The sequence below is a fragment of the Vibrio sp. V38_P2S17PM301 genome (genome assembly GCF_009904845.1).
In the GTDB taxonomy this organism is placed as follows: Bacteria; Pseudomonadota; Gammaproteobacteria; order Enterobacterales; family Vibrionaceae; genus Vibrio; species Vibrio proteolyticus.
Genome location: NZ_WXWO01000098.1, coordinates 36,531 through 56,710 on the forward strand (window position 1 = coordinate 36,531; position 20,180 = coordinate 56,710).

The following is a 20,180-nucleotide window of genomic DNA, read 5'->3' on the forward strand; positions in this document are numbered from 1 at the left end:
AAATTAGATGTTTTGACCCAATTGACTCAAGGGATGAGTTTCCGGCGTCCACAAGGAAGTAAACAAGGTGTCTATCACACTGAGTTCTACATCATCAATGGACTTGTACATCCAGTCGGGTTGGCCATCTTTATCAATGAGTCTGGCGCGTACGCCTTCCTTAAACTCGCCCAATACCGCACTGCGCACCGACAGCGTCAGTTCCTGACGAAAACAATCCGGCAGAGATAACGAGTGACATTGTGTCACTTGGCGGTGGCAGATGTGAGCTGTGATCGGGCTGCCCTCTGCAAAGGTTTTTTTCGCCGCGGCGAGCCAGTGGCTGTCGCCTTCAATCATCATGATATTGTCCTGGATGATACCGAGATCCGAGGCACTGCATGCACTGATGATCCGTTCACGAAATGGTTTGAGCTGGCTAACCGGCATGTTGTCAATGAACTGACGCGACAAACTCTCAAGAATATCGGTCACCACCGCGTGTTGGTTCGCACCACATTGCCAGACATAGTTTTGCAGGCTTTCGAGTAACGGGTCTTTGTGCTCCGCCAGTAAAAAGTGATCGGCAAGATGAATATCCAACGCATCCGAGGCGTTCACTACCGCGCCAGTCAGGCCGAGGAACAATCCAATCCCTGGCTCCAACCGGTTGAGAAACCAGGTACCGCCGACATCAGGGTACAATCCGATACTGATTTCTGGCATTGCGAGCCGCGATTTGGGCGTCACGACTTTGTGGCTGGAGGCCATAAACAGCCCCATGCCCCCCCCCATGACAATGCCGTCTCCCCAGGCGATCACTGGCTTCTTATATGTGTGAATCAGATAATCGGTTTGATACTCAACGCTGAAATAGCGGGTACAAAACTCTTCAATGATGGCTTTGGGCTCTTCACACATCACCTGATGCATCGTGCGAACGTCCCCACCCGCGCAAAACGCTTTTTCTCCGCTACCGAGCAGAACCACGCACACAATCTGTTTGTCGTCCTGCCACTTTTCCAACTGAGCCTTGAGCTGCACCAGCATGTTGAGCGTAAGTGCATTGAGCGACTGTGGATTATCCAGCGTTGCCACCCCAACTCTGAATTCTCCCTGGCTGCATTGCAGCTCTGCGAAACTGACTTGATCAGTCATACGACCTCCTGAAAGCTGTCTGCTTGTTCTTGTCCTGATGTAAACAGCCTCTGGCTATCTGTTTTTCCACGCCGGCTTACGTTTTTGCAAGAATGCCTGAACCCCTTCCGTTTGATCTTCGGTATCAAACAATCGGACAAACAACTCGCGCTCTTTTACCAGACCCTGGCCTTGCGATTCGTAACGGTTGTTCTGGATTAATGTCTTGCAAGCGCTGACCGACGACGGTGATTGACTGGCAACGGATTCCGCCAGTGCTACGGCTACGTCTAACGCTTGGCCTTTAGGCACCACTTCTTCGACCAGCCGAATGGCGAGCGCTTTGTGTGCGTTAACCTGTTCGCCACACAAAATGATGCGTTTCGCCCAGCCTTCTCCGACTAACGCCGTGAGATTCTGTGTTCCGCCCGCACAGGGCAGCAAACCAACTTTCGCTTCAGGAAGCGCCATCATTGCTTGTTCTTCCGCTATACGGATATCGCACGCCAGCGCCACCTCCAGCCCACCTCCCATCGCGTAGCCGTTGATCGCCGCAATAGAAACGCCACGAAACCCTGACAAAGTTTCAAAAGCCTGACCAAAAGTGTGCGCCATTTCAGACGCGACCGTTTTATCGCCGTCAGCAAACAGCTTCAGATCGGCTCCAGCTGAAAAAAACTTCTCGCCCTGGCCGGTGATCACCAGTGCGTACACCTCTCTATTTTCATTGAGACATTCCACCAATTGTTTCAGCTCATTGAGGCTTTGCGCCGTCCAGGTGTTGGCCGGTGGATTATTGATGGTGACAATAGCAACGTGATTCTGAATCTGGGACTGAATCGTCTGCTCATTATATTGTGACATCGTGTTATCCCTTCTGACGTTATAAGATTTCAGCTTCATCCATGAGTAAGCGACGGGCAATAATGAGACGCATGATTTCATTGGTACCTTCCAGAATCTGGTGCACACGCACATCGCGGAAGTAGCGCTCCATCGGGTATTCACGGATATAACCATAGCCGCCATAGAGCTGTAGCGCCTCATCACACACTTTGAACCCGACGTCTGTCGCAAAGCGTTTGGCCATGGCGCAATACGCCGTCGCCTGAGGATCGCCCCGATCCAGCTTACTGGCGGCGTAACGCACCATCTGGCGTGCGGCTACCAACTCGGTCGCCATGTCCGCTAACTTGAACTGCAAGCCTTGAAACTGAGCCAGGTTTTTACCAAACTGTTTGCGCTCCTGCATATATTGCGTGGCATGATTCAATGCCTGTTGCGCCGTGCCAACCGAGCAGGTGGCGATATTGATGCGTCCGCCATCCAGCCCTTTCATCGCGAACGTAAAGCCTTGCCCTTCTTCGCCCATCAGATGGCTGGCGGGAATTTTCACATTATCGAACGTAATCGCTCGGGTCGGCTGACTGTTCCATCCCATTTTAGGCTCTCTGCGGCCGTACGTGATGCCTTCCGCATTCGCCGGGACCACAAAGGCAGAAATGCCTTTCGGTGACGCATCTCCGGTCCGCGCCATCACGACCAACACGTCGGTATCACCAGCGCCAGAGATGAACGTCTTCGCGCCATTGAGGACATAACCATCACCTTCTTTGCGGGCTGATGTAGTCAACGAGGCGGCGTCAGATCCGGCGTTCGGTTCAGTCAGACAATATGATCCCAACCATTCACCCGTCACCAATTTAGGACAGATATCGTCTTTCACTTCTGGCATCGCAAAGCTGGCGATCATCCAGGTCACCATGTTGTGTATGGTCATAAATGCCGTGGTCGATGTGCATCCCATGGCCAACTGCTCAAACACAATAGAGGCATCCAGCCGACTCAAAGCCAGCCCCCCTTGTTCCTCCGGGGTATACAAGCTCAGAAAACCGAGTTCCCCCGCTTCTCTGAGTACGTCTTTAGGGAAAATATGCTGTTCATCCCATTCAGCCGCCATTGGGCTGAGCCGTTCTGTGGCAAACTGGCGCGCCGTGTCGGCAAACGCGCGCTGATCTTCATTCAGTTCAAAATCCATATGTTGCTCCGCTGTAAGCGCAATCCTGTTTCAGTACTTATCGCAAGTGAATCGTCAGATTGGGTCCGGATGGAATGTCATCCTCGAACCAGCGCGACGTGACGGTTTTGGTCTCGGTGTAAAAACGTACCGCCTGCTTGCCATACGCATGCAAATCACCATAAAAACTGCCGCGCCATCCGGTGAAAGAGAAAAAGGGCAATGGCACCGGGATCGGTACGTTGATACCGACCTGACCTACCTGAATGTTGTGTTGATATTTGCGCGCCGCAGCGCCACTGGCGGTAAAAATGGACGTACCGTTGCCGTATGGATTGCGGTTGACCAACTCAATGGCGTCTTCCAGGCTGTCGACTTCAATACACACCAGCACCGGACCGAAAATTTCCTGCTGATAAATCGACATTTCTGTCGTCACACCACGAAACAGCGTCGGCCCTACCCAGTTACCGTTTGGCAAACCTTCCACAACACACTCACTGCCGTCGAGTTCGCAGACTGCGCCCTGATCTTTCCCTTCCTGTATCAGTTTGAGGACGCGTTCGCGCGCCTGTTGACTAATGAGTGGTCCATACGCTGCGTGCTCATCGTCCCAGCGGCCCGGTTTCATTTTGGCCATGGCCGTTTTCAGATCCGGAATCCAATCTTTGGCACCATCCACAAACACCGCGACTGAAATCGCCATACAGCGCTGTCCGGCAGCGCCGACCGACGCCCCCACCAGGTTATTGATCACCTGCTCTTTGTTGGCATCCGGCATGATCACCATGTGATTTTTTGCCCCGGCAAACGCCTGAACACGCTTAAAGTTTTGAGTGCCCGTCTGGTAGATATAGCGGGCAACAGGCACCGAACCGACAAAAGAAATTGCCCGAATGTCCGGATGCTCAAGCAAATAATCGACCTGCTCCTTACGGCCGTGAACCACCTGGAGTACCCCTTCAGGTGCGCCCGCCCGCTCAAACAATTGCGCAAGACGAATCGAGGTGAGTGGTACCTGTTCAGAGGGTTTCAGCACAAATGTGTTGCCGCAGGCAATCGCCAGTGGAAACATCCACAGCGGAATCATGGCCGGAAAATTGAACGGCGTGATACCACAACACACCCCCAGCGGCTGGGTTATCGAATAGGTGTCGATGTCTGTCGCGACATTCTCGACCATTTCGCCCATCATGTTGGATGCGATGTTGCCCGCCTGCTCGACAACTTCAATGCCCCGCCAGACATCCCCTTTAGCATCGGCGATGGTTTTGCCGGTTTCCTGTGACAGCAAGGTCGCCAGTTCTTCGTGATGCTCTTTGAGCAGATGTTGATAGCGCAGCATCAAACGGGCGCGCTCCGGTACGGCCACGTTTTTCCACTTTTCAAACACGGTCGCCGCATTGCGGATGGCTTCTTCCATCTCGCTCTGGGTGGCACACGGCAATTTCGCAATGGCTTCGTTGGTCGCCGGGTTGGTCACCTCAACCCATTCCGTCGCCTGAGACTGACGAAACTCACCACCAATAAACAGGGGAACTGACTCAATCATAACTGGATCCTTATTCGTCCATGTTGGCCGACCTGTACCACGTGGCCGGTACTCGTTTCATTTACAGGGGAATTTCTATGCCGACTGCCGTCGCTTCACCGCCGCCAATGCAGAGCGAAGCCACACCACGCATGACTTTTTTCTTGGTTGGGTCGCCGTCTGTTCCCAGCGACTGCAATTGACGCAAACTGTGGATCAGAGAGACCAGAATACGGGCGCCACTGGCGCCTATCGGATGGCCGAGTGCACATGCGCCACCTTTGACGTTGACTTTGTCTTCGTCCAGAGCAAGGTGTTGCACCGCGATCTGCGCCACGACCGCAAAAGCTTCGTTGATCTCCCAGAGATCCACTTCATCCACCGACCAGTCCAGTTCGGACAGCAAGTGTTCAATGGCGTACACTGGTGCCAGAGTAAATTCAGCCGGTTTGCGGGCATGGGTCGCGTGCCCTTTGATGATGGCTAAAGGTTCCAGCCCGTGATGCATGGCAGTTTCCGCGTCCATGACCACCAGCGCGGCCGCGCCGTCCGCAATGGCGCTGGAATTGGCTGGTGTGATGGTACCGTTGGCAGCGAACGCCGGACGTAACGTGGGTATTTTTTCAGGCTTAATCGATTGGGGGTGTTCGTCATAATCGAGCAGGATTTGCGAGCCCGACTTGGCATCACTGACATCAACCGGCGCCATTTCGTCGGCAAACAGGTGCTGACGCTGCGCATCCATTGCACGCGATGCCGATTTTAGTGCCCACTCATCCATCTGCTCTCTGGTGAAGTGGAGACGATAAGCGATTTGCTGTGCGTAAACCCCCATCAGCTCTCCCTCATAAGCATCTTGCAGCCCATCGAGAAACAAATGATCGTAGGTGGTTTTATGCCCCATGCGCATCCCGCCGCGCGCTTCTTTCAGCAAATACGGCGCATTGGTCATGCTTTCCATTCCGCCGGCTATCACGCAGTGGGTTGAGCCCGCTCTAATCAAATCGTGGGCCAGCATGACCGCTTTCATGCCCGAGCCGCAGACCTTATTCAGCGTGGTACAACCGACCGATTGAGGTAAACCCGCCCCTAATGCGGCTTGGCGCGCAGGGGCCTGACCACACCCGGCAGGCAATACGCAGCCCATCAGCACTTCACTGACCATTTCCGGAGGTAACGTTATTGAATCCATCGCCGCTTTGATGGCATGTTGCCCCAGTTGCGGTGATGAGAATGCGCTCAGTTTTCCCTGAAAGCGCCCTATCGGCGTCCTTTTTGCCGACACAATCCATATGGTGTTTTCCATGACCCGTCCTCATTGGCGAACGTTGGGTTCACAGCACCGGGATCATTACTCAGGCTTTACCACTCAATACAACAGACCGGCATTTCGCCGATACAAGCCTGGACTGCAATCGCATGCGACCATGAATCCACACTGTGATTTCTTGACGTTTACGTAAGCATAGCACTAACATTTACGTAAACGTAAAGAAACAGACTGACAACATTTAAATCTCTTGTCTGAATGAGTGTCAGCAGATTTGAACACGTTTTAAATTTTCGTCGCCACACAGCTGGAGGGCATGATCAGGTGGAAACGTACAAAATCAGTGAACTGGCCAAAGAGTTCGATATCACGACCAGAAGCATCCGTTTCTATGAGGATATGGACCTGATCCACCCAACCCGTCAAGGCAAAATCAGGATCTATCAACGGCGCGACAAAATTCGCCTGAAACTGATCCTTCGCGGCAAGCGGCTGGGGTTTTCTCTGGCTGAAATCCGCGAATTGTTTGAGCTTTACGACACCAATCAATGTGACACCCAGCTACTGAAAATGCTGTCCATCATCGATGAGAAACAGGCGACGTTACAACGGCAGATGGATGACATCAATGTGGTAATGAGTGAACTCAATGCTGCCAGGGAGCGCTGTCATCAGGCGCTCAACCGTTCCGAATCGGGCTGAACTTCCGCCGGAAAACATGAAGCCGTTCTTTTAAAGATTCATACAGCCCAGTAATCATCAACAAGCACAACCCAAGAGCATCCGGCCATACGCCGATGCTCTCAGGAGGCGTTATGAAAGTGGATTACCAACCGCTGAACTTTGGTCTTGGGGAAACCATCGACCTGCTCAGAGAACACGTCAATGCATTCGCGGCGCAACACATTGCACCCATCGCCGCTCAGATCGACAAGGATAATCAGTTCCCCAACCCATTGTGGCCATTATTGGGTGAAATGGGGCTGCTCGGCGTCACCGTCAGTGAAACCTACGGCGGTGCTGGAATGGGTTATCTGGCTCACGTCGTCGCAATGGAGGAAATCAGCCGAGCCTCGGCCTCTGTCGCGCTCAGTTACGGCGCGCATTCCAACCTGTGCGTCAACCAGATTTTCCGTAACGGTAACGACGAACAAAAAGCCAAATACCTGCCTAAACTGGTTGACGGCACGCACGTCGGTGCACTAGCGATGAGCGAAGCCAACTCTGGCTCCGATGTGGTCAGCATGCAACTTAAAGCGGAACGCACCGAAGGCGGCTATCGGCTAACTGGCAATAAAATGTGGATCACTAATGGCCCGGATGCTGATGTTTTGGTGGTGTACGCCAAGACCGAGCCCCAGGCAAAATCACGAGGTATTACGGCATTTATTATCGAGCGGGGCTTTACCGGATTCAGTCATGCTCAGAAACTCGACAAACTGGGCATGCGAGGCTCGAACACTTGCGAACTGGTGTTTGATCGCTGCTTTGTGCCAGACGCGAACGTACTCGGTAAGGTTAATCAGGGTGTAGAAGTATTGATGAGCGGTCTCGATTACGAGCGGGTGGTGCTCGCGGCAGGCCCGCTTGGCATCATGCAAGCTTGCATCGATCTTGTTCTTCCTTACATCCATGACCGGAAACAGTTCGGTCAGTCGATCGGCGAGTTTCAGTTGGTGCAGGCAAAAGTTGCCGACATGTACACCAGAATGAACGCCGCGCGCGCTTACGTGTACACCGTGGCGGCCGCGTGTGATCGCGGCGAAGTCACTCGTAAAGACGCCGCTGGTGCAATTCTCTACAGCGCCGAACTGGCCACACAAATGGCGCTCGACGCGATTCAGTTGCTGGGAGGTAACGGTTACATCAACGAGTTTGCCGCCGGACGCCTGCTGCGAGACGCCAAGTTGTATGAAATTGGTGCCGGCACTTCCGAGATCAGGCGAATTTTGATTGGCCGGGAACTGTTTGAGCAGTCCCGGTAACGAATAACCCCATTTAATGGCATAGTGGAAAGGACGATTCATGGCCATCATTCAAACCAAAGCCAAGCTGCATGACGACCTGTTTGTCACCAACCAAAAAGTCATGGCTGAACTGGTTGAACAACTGTATTCAGACATCGAAATCATCCGTCAGGGTGGCGGACCTGCCGCGCTGGAACATCAACGCAAAAAAGGCAAACTTCCGGTACGCGAGCGCATTGCGGCTTTGCTCGACAAAGACAGTGAGTTTCTGGAAATCGGTCAGTTTGCCGCCTGGCGTGTCTACGAGGAATCTGTGCCCTGTGCCGGAGTTGTGGCCGGCATCGGCACCATTGAGGGAATCGAGTGCATGGTGATTGCCAACGATCCGTCAGTCAAAGGTGGCACGTATTATCCACTTACCGTCAAAAAGCACCTTCGTGCTCAGGAGATCGCGCAGCGTTGTCGCCTGCCTTGTGTGTATCTGGTCGACTCAGGTGGTGCCAACTTGCCTCATCAGGCCGAAGTGTTCCCGGACAAAGAACATTTTGGCCGGATCTTTTTTAACCAGGCTCGCATGTCCGCACAGGGCATCCCTCAGATCTCCGTAGTCCTCGGCCTGTGCACTGCAGGCGGAGCCTACATTCCTGCGATGGCTGACGTGTCGATCATCGTCAAAGAGCAAGGCACCATCTTCCTTGCAGGACCTCCTTTGGTCAAAGCCGCTACCGGTGAAATCGTAACCGATGAGGAGTTGGGTGGCGCTGACGTGCATTGCAAGAAATCGGGAGTCGCCGACTATTATGCGCTCAATGAAGAGCATGCACTGACGCTGGCGCGCCAAGCAGTAATCAGCAGCAACGAACTCCCCGCAGCCTCTCCCCCTCACGAAGTGTTACCACCACGCTACCCGGCGGAAGACATGTACGGCATCGTTAACGCCAATTTACGTCTCTCTTTTGATGTGCGTGAAATCATTGCTCGCCTGGTGGATGATTCTAACTTTGATGAATTTAAAGCCTTATATGGCACAACACTGGTGTGTGGGTTTGCCCGGCTACATGGTTACCCGATTGGGATCGTCGCCAATAACGGAATTCTGTTTTCCGAGTCTGCACAAAAAGGGGCACATTTTATCGAACTGTGTGCCAAGCGAAAAATTCCGTTGCTGTTTTTACAAAACATCACCGGGTTTATGGTCGGCAAAAAAATGGAATCGGAAGGCATTGCCAAACATGGCGCCAAGCTGGTGATGGCAGTGGCCTGCGCCGATGTGCCTAAATTTACCGTGATTATCGGTGGTTCTTATGGTGCAGGGAACTATGGCATGTGTGGACGGGCTTACGATCCAACCTTGATCTGGATGTGGCCGAATGCCCGAATCTCGGTGATGGGTGGCGAACAGGCAGCGGGGGTTATGACCCAGGTGAAACGCGAGCGAATGAAACGCAGCGGTGAAAACTGGGACAGCGACGCTGAACAAACCTACCGTCAATCCATGCTGGATCTGTACGAAAATCAGGGGTTACCCCATTACGCCAGTGCACGCTTATGGGACGATGGCATCATTGACCCGAAAGAAACCCGGCGCACACTCAGTTTTGCGCTCAAAGCGGCATCACGAGCCCCGACTCCAGACAGTCAGTTTGGTATTTTCCGCATGTAAGGAGTGAAATATGTCTCGTTCGGAAACGGTAATCCCAACCCCGGATCAGCTTATCTGCACCATTGACAGCAGCGGTATCGCTAAGCTCACGCTGAATCGAACCCGCAAACACAATGCGTTTGACGGAGACATGATTGAAGCGCTACTGACCTGTCTATCGTCATTAAAAGCCGCTCCAGACGTGCGTTGCCTGATACTCAATGCGAACGGCGCGCACTTTTCAGCCGGTGCCGATCTGCACTGGATGAAATCCATGGCGGGCAAAAGCCAACACGAAAACTTGAGAGATGCGGGTCGGTTGGCCACCCTGATGCACCAACTCGATACCTTCCCCCACCCGACTATCGCCGTGGTTCATGGTAGCGCTTATGGTGGTGCCTTGGGGTTGATCTGTTGTTGTGACATCGCCATCGCCGAGCAAGATGCACAGTTTTGCTTAAGTGAGGTTAAGCTCGGACTGATCCCGGCCACAATCGGCCCGTATGTGTGCCGAGCTATGGGGGTTCGTCAGGCGCGGCGATTTATGTTAACCGCCGAACGCATCAGTGCAACTACCGCTCTGGAGCTAGGATTATTACACAGCGTGGAAGCCGATCACGATGCCCTGCATCTGCAAATGAATTTTCTCATCCAATCTATACTGGCAAATAGTCCTCAAGCGGTTTCGGCAGCTAAACAGCTGTGTCAAAGTTGTGAAAATCACCCTATCGACCAGGCTTTGATTAACCACACCAGCGACGCGATCGCAGCAATTCGAGTTTCACCAGAAGGACAAGAAGGCCTGAACGCCTTCTTCGACAAACGGCGGCCATACTGGAATAAGGAGAGATGAGATGTCGGAAGAGAGCCTGCTACCAAACGCAGTACGGATAATTGAAGTCGGCGCCCGGGATGGTTTGCAAAATGAAGCGCAGCTCCCAACGGAAATGAAAGTTAAACTGATTGATCAACTCTCGTTAACCGGACTGACGCACATAGAAGCTGGCGCATTTGTCTCGCCGAAACGAGTGCCGCAAATGGCCGATTCCACGCAGGTGTTTAGCCAGATCAAACGCCAGCCGGGGATCACCTACTCAGCTCTGACACCCAACCTGCGAGGGTTCGAACAAGCCGTACAAAGCGGCGCCTCTCAGGTGGCTGTTTTCACCTCGTCGTCAGAAGGTTTCTGCCAGCACAACATCCATTGTTCGATAAGCGAGAGTCTGCAACGTTTTGAACCTGTAATTGAAGCTGCAAAGCGCCAAGGTATTGCGGTGCGGGGTTATTTATCCTGTGTCGCCGACTGTCCGTATGACGGCCCGACCGACCCCGATCAGGTTGCGTCGGTTGCCAAAGCACTGATCGAACTCGGCTGCTATGAGGTGTCACTTGGCGACACGATAGGCACCGGCACGCCTTATCGGATCGCCAAAATGCTGGAAGCAGTAAGACGTTGTGTACCAGCGACCGAGCTGGCGGTGCACTTTCATGACACTTGGGGTCAGGCATTGGCGAATATCTATCAGGCGTTGAACATGGGCATCGCGACCATAGACAGCAGTGTGGCTGGATTAGGAGGCTGCCCTTATGCGCCCGGTGCTTCCGGCAATGTCGCCACAGAAGACGTATTGTACCTGTGCCAGGGGCTTGAGATTGATACCGGTGTCGATCTTCAGGCAGTCGCGCAAGTCGGTTGGATGATCAGCCGGGCATTGAACCGACAGCCTACATCCAAAGTCTCTCTGGCGCTGCGCCATCAGCAACAAAACCCGGTCTGAGGTCACATATTTCGCTGCCCGTGCCCGTTATGATGAAAATCTGTCAGCAGTATCAAGGCCTAAGGATCAACTATGGATACGCCATCCAACGACGCACCAGTTTTTAATGCGGTCGCTTTTCGCAAAAATCTGCACCGTTTCCCTGAGTTGTCGCTGGAAGAGGTGAACACGTCTCAAACCATCGCGCGCGTGCTCAGTTCATTCGGCCTGAAGCCGGTAACCGAAATCGGCGGGCACGGTTTGTTCTGTATTATTGAAGGTGAAGACGAAGGCGAAACCACTTTGATCCGCGCAGACTTTGATGCCCTGCCAATTGAAGAACAGGCACAACATGATCACGTCTCGGCTAACCATGGAGTAATGCATGCTTGTGGTCATGACGGTCACACCACCTCCTTGCTTAAAGTCGCGCAGCAGTTAGCCGAACATCCTCCTAAGTCCGGTCAGGTGGTGTTATTGTTTCAGCCAGCAGAAGAGATCGGCACGGGCGCCGCTTCGATGCTGACGCATCCGGCACTGCGCGACCTGACCGTCGACAACGCCTATGCTTACCACAACCTGCCTGGCTATCCGCTGCACCAGATCGTCGTCAAGACAGACACCTTTGCCTGCGCATCCACTGGTGTATCTATCACACTCACCGGTAAAACTTCACACGCGGCAAGGCCTGAAAATGGGATCAGCCCAACCAACACGATGATGGACATCATGCAACTGCTGCAAGGAATGCCACAACGCTTTCCCGAGGCTTTCAGCCTGGTGACTATTGTGCATGCACAGCTGGGCGAAGCGGCGTATGGTGTCTCTCCGGGAGAAGCGAAAGTCATGGCGACAATGCGCAGCGAATGCAATGAAACGTTTCAGGCGATGCAGACGCTGCTGACCGAGGCACTACAAGAGTTCAGAGCACAAAGTGGGTTGGACATTCATGTAGAGTGGGATGAGCCGTTTAACGCAACCGTTAACTCAGCACAGCATGTCTCAATGCTGGTCGAACAAGCAAACCAGCTCGGACTTTCCGTTCATCAACTCGATGAACCGATGCGCTGGTCAGAAGACTTCGCTGAGTTTCTGCTCAAATGGCGCGGCGCGATGTTTTGCATCGGCAGCGGAACACACCATCCGGAACTGCATAACCCGGATTACGACTTTCCAGACGACATTATGGACACAGCAGCATCCCTATTCGTCGCCCTGATCCGACGTCAGCACGGTTTAACCCAAGACTAGTAAACCGGTGCAGTTTAGGCAGGAAACACTTCTTCAATGGCTTCATAAACCAAAACGTCCCCTACACGTTTGCTCTCCATCAGCGCCAACGAGTAAACCGGTAGTTCAGCCATCTCGGCCTTGAGTGAATGTACTTTATCACGCAACGTCATGTTTCTTCCTAAAGTAATATGCGGCGTGTACTGGCGCCGCTCTGCATAAAACCCCATGTCGTTTAGCCTGTCCCGCATCCGGTTTTGCAGCGCCATCAGCTCCGCTTGTTGCTGGACACCTAACCACACCAACTGCCGCCCTTTCACCGAAAAAGCGCCAAAATGATCCACCCGAATGCTCTGTGGGCACTGGTCCAACTGATAAAGTACCTCTGTCAGTGTTTTCTTTTCCGTCGGCGTGGCCTCACCAATGAACTCCAGTGTGACGTGGTAGTTTGACTCGCGTGTCAGGCGCCCCTTGATAGCATGGCTGGCCAGCTGTTTCTGATAATGCGTGATGCGTGTTTTGGTGTCGGTATCAAATGTCAGAGCGTAAAACAAACGCATGGCGTTCCTCCTCAATCACTGCCAGCAAATACCCGAGTTATAAGGAAATTATACTCAAACTGAGTCAGGAAGCGATGTTATGGGCTTACGACCCTATATCCTTATTACTTTTAGGCGCCTGCTTGTTCTCACTTTCAGCATATTTAAGCAACGTATTCCTCCGCCTAACGTCAAACTGAAAAAACGCCCGTCCGGCCCCATATTAAACAAAACTTTTTTTCACACCGCCTTGTTCTCTTTTTGAAAAACACCCACCTTAGACGCGTGATTTGATACCTTAAAACGGCGATTTGAGCCACTTTTAAATCTCTGTTTTTAAAGAAGTTATTTTTGTAGAAAATCAAACACTTGCAATGTTAGTCTGCACGCAACAAAGGAGACAACATGCTTAACACCGATCTCACGTTTCTTAAACAGGACTTCTCTGGCCAAAATCTTCAGGGCCACACTTTTACGAACTGCCGATTTTATCAATGCAATTTTCGGCGCGCCGATCTTAGAGATACCACGTTTACCGATTGTCGTTTTATCGAAGCACAAGCCATTGAGGGCTGTGACTTCCGTTACGCCAAGTTAAAAGATGCGAGCTTCACCAACTGTATGCTGGCAATGAGTCTTTTCAATGGTGCTGACTGTATGGGGATAGAACTGCGTAAATGCGATCTAAAAGGCGCTAACTTTCAGCAAGCTAATTTTGCCAACCGCATCAACCATACGATGTTCTTTTGTTCTGCATTCATCACCGGATGTAATCTGGCGTACACCAACTTCGAACGGGTGTTACTAGAAAAGTGCGATCTGTTTGAAAATCGCTGGAATGGCGCCAACCTGTCTGGTGCAAATCTGAAAGGTTCCGATTTGTCCCGGGGTGAATTCAGTACCGAGCAATGGGGAAGCTTTAATTTGGAGGAGTGCGACCTGACTCATATCGAACTCGAAGGGTTGGATATCCGTCGCGTGTCGCTTCATGGTGTAAAAATTTGTGACTGGCAACAGGCGCAACTGCTCGCTCCGCTTGGGCTGATCGTACTCTAATCTCACAATATATTCGGCGAATAGGGAGATACGGGGTAACTCAGCCTGTATCTTCCCATTCCGATTTATGCTCTCCTCACTTCGCCTGCTTTAGCGCCGCGTCAATCGTGTCGTGAATCAGATTTTCATAGATCTCAGCCTGACCTGCCGGAATCAACTGACGTTGAATCTCTCGGCGTTTATCTGCGTCAAACAGTCGCTCCGCCACCCACCCGGTCAGGTAAAGCGCCGACAAACAACCACCCGCCGTCGCGATGTTGCCGACAATCACCAAAGGTTCGTCTTGCACATCTCCCCCCACTTCCAGCAAGCGATGTTTAGCATCCGGGTGCGTCGTAAGAGGGGCTCCATCCAGCAAACCCAGTTGATGAAGAATGAACGAGCCTGCACAAATCGACCCAATAAGTTGTTTGTCAGGATTTAACGTCAGTGACGCCATAAACTCAGGATTTTCCAGCACAGCCGGAACGCCTTTGTAACCACTGACAAACAACACCACATCTGAATCACACGCTTCGGATACATGCCCATCGGATTTTACCGTCATTCCCAAAGTAGACGTATGTTCACTGCTTAGCCCCAATACTTTTACACACCAGTCCTTCTTATTGCGACCCAGAATATCCCGCATCAGGAAAAAATCGACATCAGTAAAGTCGTCGAATACGACAATGGATAGTTGATACATACTCACTTCCTTTGGTTATCAATATGCGCACATTATCATAATCAATGTATAACAAACGGTGCGAACGCTCGCAGAACAGGCGCTTATTCGTCGTGGCAACGCATGTTGTGCGAAATCGAACCCACATTCATCTCAGAAGCGATTTCTGCTACAGTGGAAATACACAAATACAGAACTAACATAACTCACTGATATGGAAGAAATATACCTGGCTGGCGGGTGCCTTTGGGGCGTTCAGGAATTTATCAAATACATTCCTGGCGTGATATCAACCGAAGCAGGCAGAGCCAACGGCGCCTCAAATACGACCCAGGGTAACTACGACGGTTACGCCGAATGCGTGCGGTTAGAGTTCGATCCCACCCTGATCTCAATCGAGCAGTTGATTGAGCACTTGTTTGAAATTATTGACCCATACAGCGTCAATAAACAGGGGCAAGATGTCGGTACAAAATACCGAACAGGCATCTACAGCAACCATGCGGAGCATTTACGATTGGCGACCGCCTACTTAAGCTCGCGTTGCGATGCCGAACGCATTGCCGTGGAGGTCTTGCCACTGAAGAACTACGTCAAAAGCGATACAGAGCACCAACACCGACTGACACGTCATCCGGAAGATCATGCACTTTGCCACATTCCGTGGAATTTACTGCACAAGTATAAAACCTCATCATAGCCACTCTGGTCAACACACCGCCACAATGGTTATAGCCGCGCCAAGTCACACCGTAGAAACTTGCCTTTCGCACTGGCACGTAACTCCCCGCCGACTCTCAACTCGGCGCTCATCGTATACATGCCGCGCCGCTCGGACTCACATTGTGCGGTGACGATGACCTGCTCTCCCAGTGTGATTGGTCGGTGAAAGCGCACATCCAGTTGTGCTGTTAATGCTGGTGTATCACGGTGCAGTATGCAATGCGTCATCGCACCATCCAACAACGCGCTGACAATGCCACCATGTAAAATGCCGTGGTACCCCTGATGACGTGGTACCACGGTAAATCTCGCCTGAACACCCCGCTCAGCGCCATACTCGTAGCGAACACCCAATGAATGCGGGTTGCTCACCGGGTCTGCACACACTGCGCAACCACCATGCGATGCTAAAATGTTACTCATACAAAATCCCACCATGACACAATTTAATTATTAGCATATGCCAATTACATCAAAAGAGGATGACGGAATCTTTGTTTGCAGCCACGATATCTTTCAGGAAGCCTTAACCAGTTGCTGCTTTAACTAGGTTAACAACGCTCGGTAACGTTTGGTTTGAGCAAAATCGAGCTTGCATACCAGCCAGCCTCAACCAGTCTTATAACCGTTGAACTCCATACAGACGACGGCCACATTACTGGTCTGATGGCTGGAGGCTATGGCCTTGTGATGGCTGAACTGGGCATCGTTCTTTGAATTGATTGACACACGTGATTACACAACTGATTTATTCGCCAGTGTTTAACCGTCAGTTTGGCAGGCTTGCATCCGTCGCTGCCAATCGTTCAACGCCTCACGCGTATCGATATCAAACGCTGCCCGCTCTATCGGTACTTCCCGCACACGGGTATCACCACTACGCAGTAACTGCCGGGCACCGTGCTCACCATCGAGTCGCTGCAACTGAGCGAAACTGCTGGCCGGAAACAAAGCGGGGACACCTCGTTTTTCGTGATAGAAAGCGCATACGATCTGGTCTGTTGATTCACTTTCCACCAGACGCTGTAAGTCCTCTGCTCGCAGAGCAATCTGGTCAGCAAGTAAAATCAACATGGCGTCAAAGTCCGACGACATTACCTGTGTGGCGTAGGCAATGGATCGCCCTAATCCCTTAGACCAATCTGGGCAGTAAAGCAGTGGCACCGAGTCCAGTTGACCCGCTTTCTGAGCCTGTTCAATGACATCATGCCAACGGCCGGTGACGACAAACACCGGCCCGATTTGGCTGCCCAATGCCTGTGTCACAACCTGCGATAAGAGTGTGTGGCTACCATCTAACGGATGCAGTTGTTTGCAGCCACCAAAGCGTTTACTTTCCCCCGCAGCCATCACCACCACAGCCACTTTCCTGTCGACTATTCCCATTCAGGATGCCGCCCGAAACAAAGGCAGGACATCACTGAGAGAGCGCCCTGTCGCACGAGTCGTCGCAGCCTGACATTCCGCCAGAATAGACAGTGCGATGGTTTCTGGCAGCTCAGCGCCGATATCTAATCCGGCAGGGCCAGATAGCGTAGCCGATAACTCATCGGGCAAAATACCTGCTAGGCTCATCACTTTTTCACGTCGGTTGGTTGGGCCGAGTAACGCCAGATATTTGAGGGGGACACCCGCCATCGCGGCCAGCGCCTCAGCGTCCAAGCTCACGTTGTGACTCATTAGTATCGCCGCCTGCACATTGTGATCACGGCAATGAGCTGGCAATTCACTGGCCTGGCCGTTGAGCCGATGGGCAAGATGGGGAAAGTACTCCATCCGTCCGTTGGCTGGTCTGGGATCCCACAATGTAACCTGCCACCCAAGCAGATGGGCCATCTGCGCGACGGGCCTGGCATCTATGCCACCACCAACGAGCAAGACATGCAGCGGGGCATCTATCGGCGTACACAGCCAGACGCCGTCTTCTTGCTCGATTAATGTGGCTCCCGTACGTTGATATTCCTCCGGCATCGCTTCAGTCATAAAACGCGCAGCCACGTCTTTTTTCGACACCTTTTGAAAGTAATGGCCTTTGTGGTGCTGCTGCAGTGCCACCAGCACCAAAGGCAAATCAAGATAACCATTTTCGGCCGTCAGGGGCTGCAACAGAATATGAACCGTGCCGCCACAACCAATGCCTAACTGAAAGGCAAGATCGTCTTCGTCGCTGCCGTCGTAGGTCAGTGTGACGGGCGCCTGGCTAAGCATCACCTTACGTGCGTGCAGGTGAATATCAGATTCAAGGCACCCTCCACTGAGCATTCCCAATTGGTGTCCGGCGTCACTGAACAGCATCATGGCGCCAGATTTACGATAAGCCGGACCTTCGGTTTTGTACACCGTGCCCAGAACCCAGTTGGCTTCGTCTTTAAGACGAAGCCATTGGGTCAGCAAATACAACAAATGATTGGACATCGTTTTCACCTGTAGTCATTGTGCTGAAAGAGTCAAACTAAACTCAAATCAGACACAGCTTACGCCGACGCCAGTTTCAGCGGCAGTACATTCACGCGTTGCCCGGTGATCGCTGCCACGGCATTTGCCACCGCTGGTGCGATTGGCGGCACACCCGGCTCACCGACACCCGTCGGAGCTTCAGCAGAAGGCACAATATGCACCTCAACTTCCGGCATCTGGTTCATTCGTAGTACCTGATAATTGTGGAAGTTCGACTGTTCCACCACTCCACCTTCACCCAGAGTAATCTCACTGATCAAGGTTGGAGACAGACCAAAACCGATCCCGCCTTCCATTTGCGCGGCGATCACATCCGGGTTGACGGCCACACCGCAATCAACCGCACACACCACCTTATCGACGGAAATCTGCCCATTTTTCACAGACACCTGCGCCACCTGCGCTACAAACGTACTGAACGATTCATGTACGGCGACGCCCATGCCCGTCCCTTCTGGCAGGCTCTTACCCCATCCTGCTTTCTCGGCGGCCAGTTTGAGCACACCCTGCCAGCGAGGATGTTTGTCCAGTAATTTCATGCGCATTTCAACCGGGTCTTTACCCGCTTTAACTGCCAGCTCATCAATCATAGTTTCGACAGCAAATGCTGTATGGGTACTCCCCACTGAGCGCCACCATTGCACGGTTGGGCCTTCTTTAACCGTGGTAAGTTCAAGCTTCAGATTAGGAATCGCGTATGGATTGTTGGATGCCCCTTCCACTGACGTCGCATCAATTCCGTCTTTGACCATAAACGATTCAAAGGCGGTATTGGCCAGAATCGATTGGCCGACAATATGCTGATGCCAAGCCGTGATGTTGCCTTCAGCATCCAGACCCGCCTGGACGCGATGCACGTACGCCGGACGATAGTAGCCAACCTGGGTATCGTCTTCCCGGCTCCACACCATCTTCACCGGAATGCCCTTCTTCTGCTTGGCAATCTCAACCGTTTCAATCAGATAATCGGAATGCGGATTCGCTCGACGGCCAAAGCTGCCGCCCGCTAACAACATATGCAATGTGACTTGCTCTGGTTTGATACCCAGCACTTTCGCAATGTTCATCTGATCAACCGTCTGGAACTGTTCGCCATTCCAGATTTCGCATCCCTGATCCGTGACTTGAGCAACGCAGTTCATCGGCTCCATAGGAGAATGCGACAGGAAAGGAAACTCATAGGTCGTATCAATAACGGTCTCAGCCTGCGCCAATGCACCCGCCGCATCGCCATCATTTCGAGCCACAATGCCGTTCTTCTTCGACAGCGTTTTATACTCGGTCATGATTTGCGCTGAACTCTTAGTGAACGCGCCGCTCTCATCCCAGCTAACTTGCAGCAAGTCGCGGCCTTTTTTTGCACTCCAGTAGTCTTTGGCCAGCACCGCTACGCCTGTGGGAATGGTCAGAACATCCACCACACCCGGAGACGCTTTTGCCGCCGTTGAATCCAGCGTTTTCAGCTTGGCACCGAATTTTGGTGCATGCAGAATCATGGCAGTTAACATCCCGGGGAACTTAATGTCCTGTGTGAAAATCGCCGTTCCATCATTTTTGCCGATATCTTTGCGGCTGACTTTCTGTTTACCAATAAATACGAATTGCTCGGGCGTTTTTAGCGTCACACTGGCTTCATCCGGCATGGGCTGAGCTGCCGCATCCTCAGCCAGTTCACCAAACTGAGCCTTGTTGCTGCCATGAGTAACAACACCCGCTTTCACCTGTATTTCAGATGCAGGCACACCCCAGCGCTTCGCCGCGGCGGCGACTAACATAGCTTTCGCAACCGCGCCAGCGGTACGCATTTGCATGTATGAGTTGGCGATGGCAGTACTGCCGCCGGTGCCTTGCATCGGGCCCCAAAGCGTATTGTTGTAGCGTTTGGCATCGGCTGGCGCACCTTCGGCCACCATTTGATCCCAACTCGCATCCAGCTCTTCTGCGACCAAAGTCGTCAGGCCGGTATAAGTACCCTGACCCATTTCAACGTGTTTGATCATCACGGTAACTTTGTTGTCTGTCCCGATACGCACAAACGCATTGGGTTCAAACGGCGCCTTCGCGGCCTCATCCGCGCGAGCATTGAGTGACAAAGGTAAAGAGAACCCCAATGTTAACCCCGCACCGACACCACCCATCAATTTTAGAAATTTACGGCGGCCGGGTACAACCTCATCCACCGCTGATGAAAAGGACATTCTACGCATG

19 protein-coding genes are annotated in these 20,180 nt (G+C 52.4%); 8 read left to right on the plus strand and 11 right to left on the minus strand.

The genetic code is table 11. From position 1 onward, the window contains the following. Positions 1–3 precede the first annotated feature (3 nt). The 5 genes from CAG64_RS20260 to CAG64_RS20280 form a co-directional block, all read right to left on the minus strand. Complete coding sequence (locus tag CAG64_RS20260; RefSeq protein ID WP_161448840.1) at positions 4–1,137, minus strand: enoyl-CoA hydratase/isomerase family protein; 1,134 nt, start codon at positions 1,135–1,137, stop codon at positions 4–6. Positions 1,138–1,191: 54 nt separating this feature from the next. Further along, entirely contained in the window at positions 1,192–1,980 is a 789-nt protein-coding gene (locus tag CAG64_RS20265) for an enoyl-CoA hydratase (protein WP_161448842.1), read from the minus strand. A 19-nt stretch (positions 1,981–1,999) separates the two neighbouring features. Further along, positions 2,000–3,154 carry an acyl-CoA dehydrogenase family protein gene (locus CAG64_RS20270; protein WP_161448844.1) on the minus strand — a complete coding sequence of 385 codons (1,155 nt, stop codon included), beginning with the start codon at positions 3,152–3,154 and terminating at the stop codon, positions 2,000–2,002. A gap of 37 nt (positions 3,155–3,191) precedes the next feature. After that, positions 3,192–4,685 (minus strand): CoA-acylating methylmalonate-semialdehyde dehydrogenase, encoded by a 1,494-nt coding sequence (locus CAG64_RS20275; RefSeq protein ID WP_161448846.1) that lies wholly within the window; start codon positions 4,683–4,685, stop codon positions 3,192–3,194. A 61-nt stretch (positions 4,686–4,746) separates the two neighbouring features. After that, on the minus strand, positions 4,747–5,970 hold the full coding sequence (locus CAG64_RS20280; protein ID WP_161448848.1) for an acetyl-CoA C-acyltransferase: 1,224 nt from the start codon (positions 5,968–5,970) through the stop codon (positions 4,747–4,749). A gap of 288 nt (positions 5,971–6,258) precedes the next feature. On the opposite strand from CAG64_RS20280, the gene CAG64_RS20285 reads away from it, so the two are divergent. From CAG64_RS20285 to CAG64_RS20310, 6 genes are all read left to right on the plus strand, one after another. Continuing rightward, on the plus strand, positions 6,259–6,636 hold the full coding sequence (locus CAG64_RS20285) for a MerR family transcriptional regulator (protein ID WP_021704770.1): 378 nt from the start codon (positions 6,259–6,261) through the stop codon (positions 6,634–6,636). 113 nt (positions 6,637–6,749) lie between these two features. Continuing rightward, positions 6,750–7,919 carry an isovaleryl-CoA dehydrogenase gene (locus CAG64_RS20290; RefSeq protein WP_161448850.1) on the plus strand — a complete coding sequence of 390 codons (1,170 nt, stop codon included), beginning with the start codon at positions 6,750–6,752 and terminating at the stop codon, positions 7,917–7,919. A gap of 40 nt (positions 7,920–7,959) precedes the next feature. Beyond that, positions 7,960–9,564: a carboxyl transferase domain-containing protein gene (locus CAG64_RS20295; protein ID WP_161448852.1), complete on the plus strand. Its 1,605-nt coding sequence runs from the start codon at positions 7,960–7,962 to the stop codon at positions 9,562–9,564. Between the two features lie 10 nt (positions 9,565–9,574). Next, the gene (locus tag CAG64_RS20300) at positions 9,575–10,396 is read left to right on the plus strand and encodes an enoyl-CoA hydratase-related protein (RefSeq protein ID WP_161448854.1); all 822 of its coding nucleotides are present in this window, start codon (positions 9,575–9,577) and stop codon (positions 10,394–10,396) included. 1 nt (position 10,397) lies between these two features. Next, positions 10,398–11,321 (plus strand): hydroxymethylglutaryl-CoA lyase, encoded by a 924-nt coding sequence (locus CAG64_RS20305; RefSeq protein WP_161448856.1) that lies wholly within the window; start codon positions 10,398–10,400, stop codon positions 11,319–11,321. Between the two features lie 72 nt (positions 11,322–11,393). After that, complete coding sequence (locus CAG64_RS20310; protein WP_161448858.1) at positions 11,394–12,551, plus strand: amidohydrolase; 1,158 nt, start codon at positions 11,394–11,396, stop codon at positions 12,549–12,551. 14 nt (positions 12,552–12,565) lie between these two features. On the opposite strand, the gene thpR is transcribed toward CAG64_RS20310, so the two are convergent. Further along, positions 12,566–13,090: an RNA 2',3'-cyclic phosphodiesterase gene (thpR, locus tag CAG64_RS20315; protein WP_161448860.1), complete on the minus strand. Its 525-nt coding sequence runs from the start codon at positions 13,088–13,090 to the stop codon at positions 12,566–12,568. Positions 13,091–13,474: 384 nt separating this feature from the next. On the opposite strand from thpR, the gene CAG64_RS20320 reads away from it, so the two are divergent. Further along, positions 13,475–14,125, plus strand: coding sequence for a Qnr family pentapeptide repeat protein (locus tag CAG64_RS20320; protein ID WP_161448862.1), 651 nt, complete (start codon positions 13,475–13,477; stop codon positions 14,123–14,125). A gap of 76 nt (positions 14,126–14,201) precedes the next feature. On the opposite strand, the gene CAG64_RS20325 is transcribed toward CAG64_RS20320, so the two are convergent. Then, positions 14,202–14,813 carry a DJ-1/PfpI family protein gene (locus CAG64_RS20325; protein ID WP_161448864.1) on the minus strand — a complete coding sequence of 204 codons (612 nt, stop codon included), beginning with the start codon at positions 14,811–14,813 and terminating at the stop codon, positions 14,202–14,204. A 193-nt stretch (positions 14,814–15,006) separates the two neighbouring features. Between CAG64_RS20325 and CAG64_RS20330 the strand changes: the two genes are divergently transcribed. After that, positions 15,007–15,492, plus strand: a complete 486-nt coding sequence (locus CAG64_RS20330) for a peptide-methionine (S)-S-oxide reductase (RefSeq protein WP_161448866.1) — start codon at positions 15,007–15,009, stop codon at positions 15,490–15,492. A 29-nt stretch (positions 15,493–15,521) separates the two neighbouring features. Here CAG64_RS20330 and CAG64_RS20335 read toward each other — a convergent pair whose 3' ends face one another. The 4 genes from CAG64_RS20335 to CAG64_RS20350 form a co-directional block, all read right to left on the minus strand. Further along, complete coding sequence (locus CAG64_RS20335) at positions 15,522–15,938, minus strand: PaaI family thioesterase (RefSeq protein WP_161448868.1); 417 nt, start codon at positions 15,936–15,938, stop codon at positions 15,522–15,524. Between the two features lie 339 nt (positions 15,939–16,277). Next, on the minus strand, positions 16,278–16,901 hold the full coding sequence (locus tag CAG64_RS20340) for a nucleotidyltransferase family protein (RefSeq protein WP_161448870.1): 624 nt from the start codon (positions 16,899–16,901) through the stop codon (positions 16,278–16,280). Beyond that, entirely contained in the window at positions 16,902–17,930 is a 1,029-nt protein-coding gene (locus CAG64_RS20345; protein ID WP_161448872.1) for an XdhC family protein, read from the minus strand. Positions 17,931–17,989: 59 nt separating this feature from the next. Then, positions 17,990–20,179 carry a xanthine dehydrogenase family protein molybdopterin-binding subunit gene (locus tag CAG64_RS20350; protein ID WP_161448874.1) on the minus strand — a complete coding sequence of 730 codons (2,190 nt, stop codon included), beginning with the start codon at positions 20,177–20,179 and terminating at the stop codon, positions 17,990–17,992. Position 20,180 lies beyond the last annotated feature (1 nt).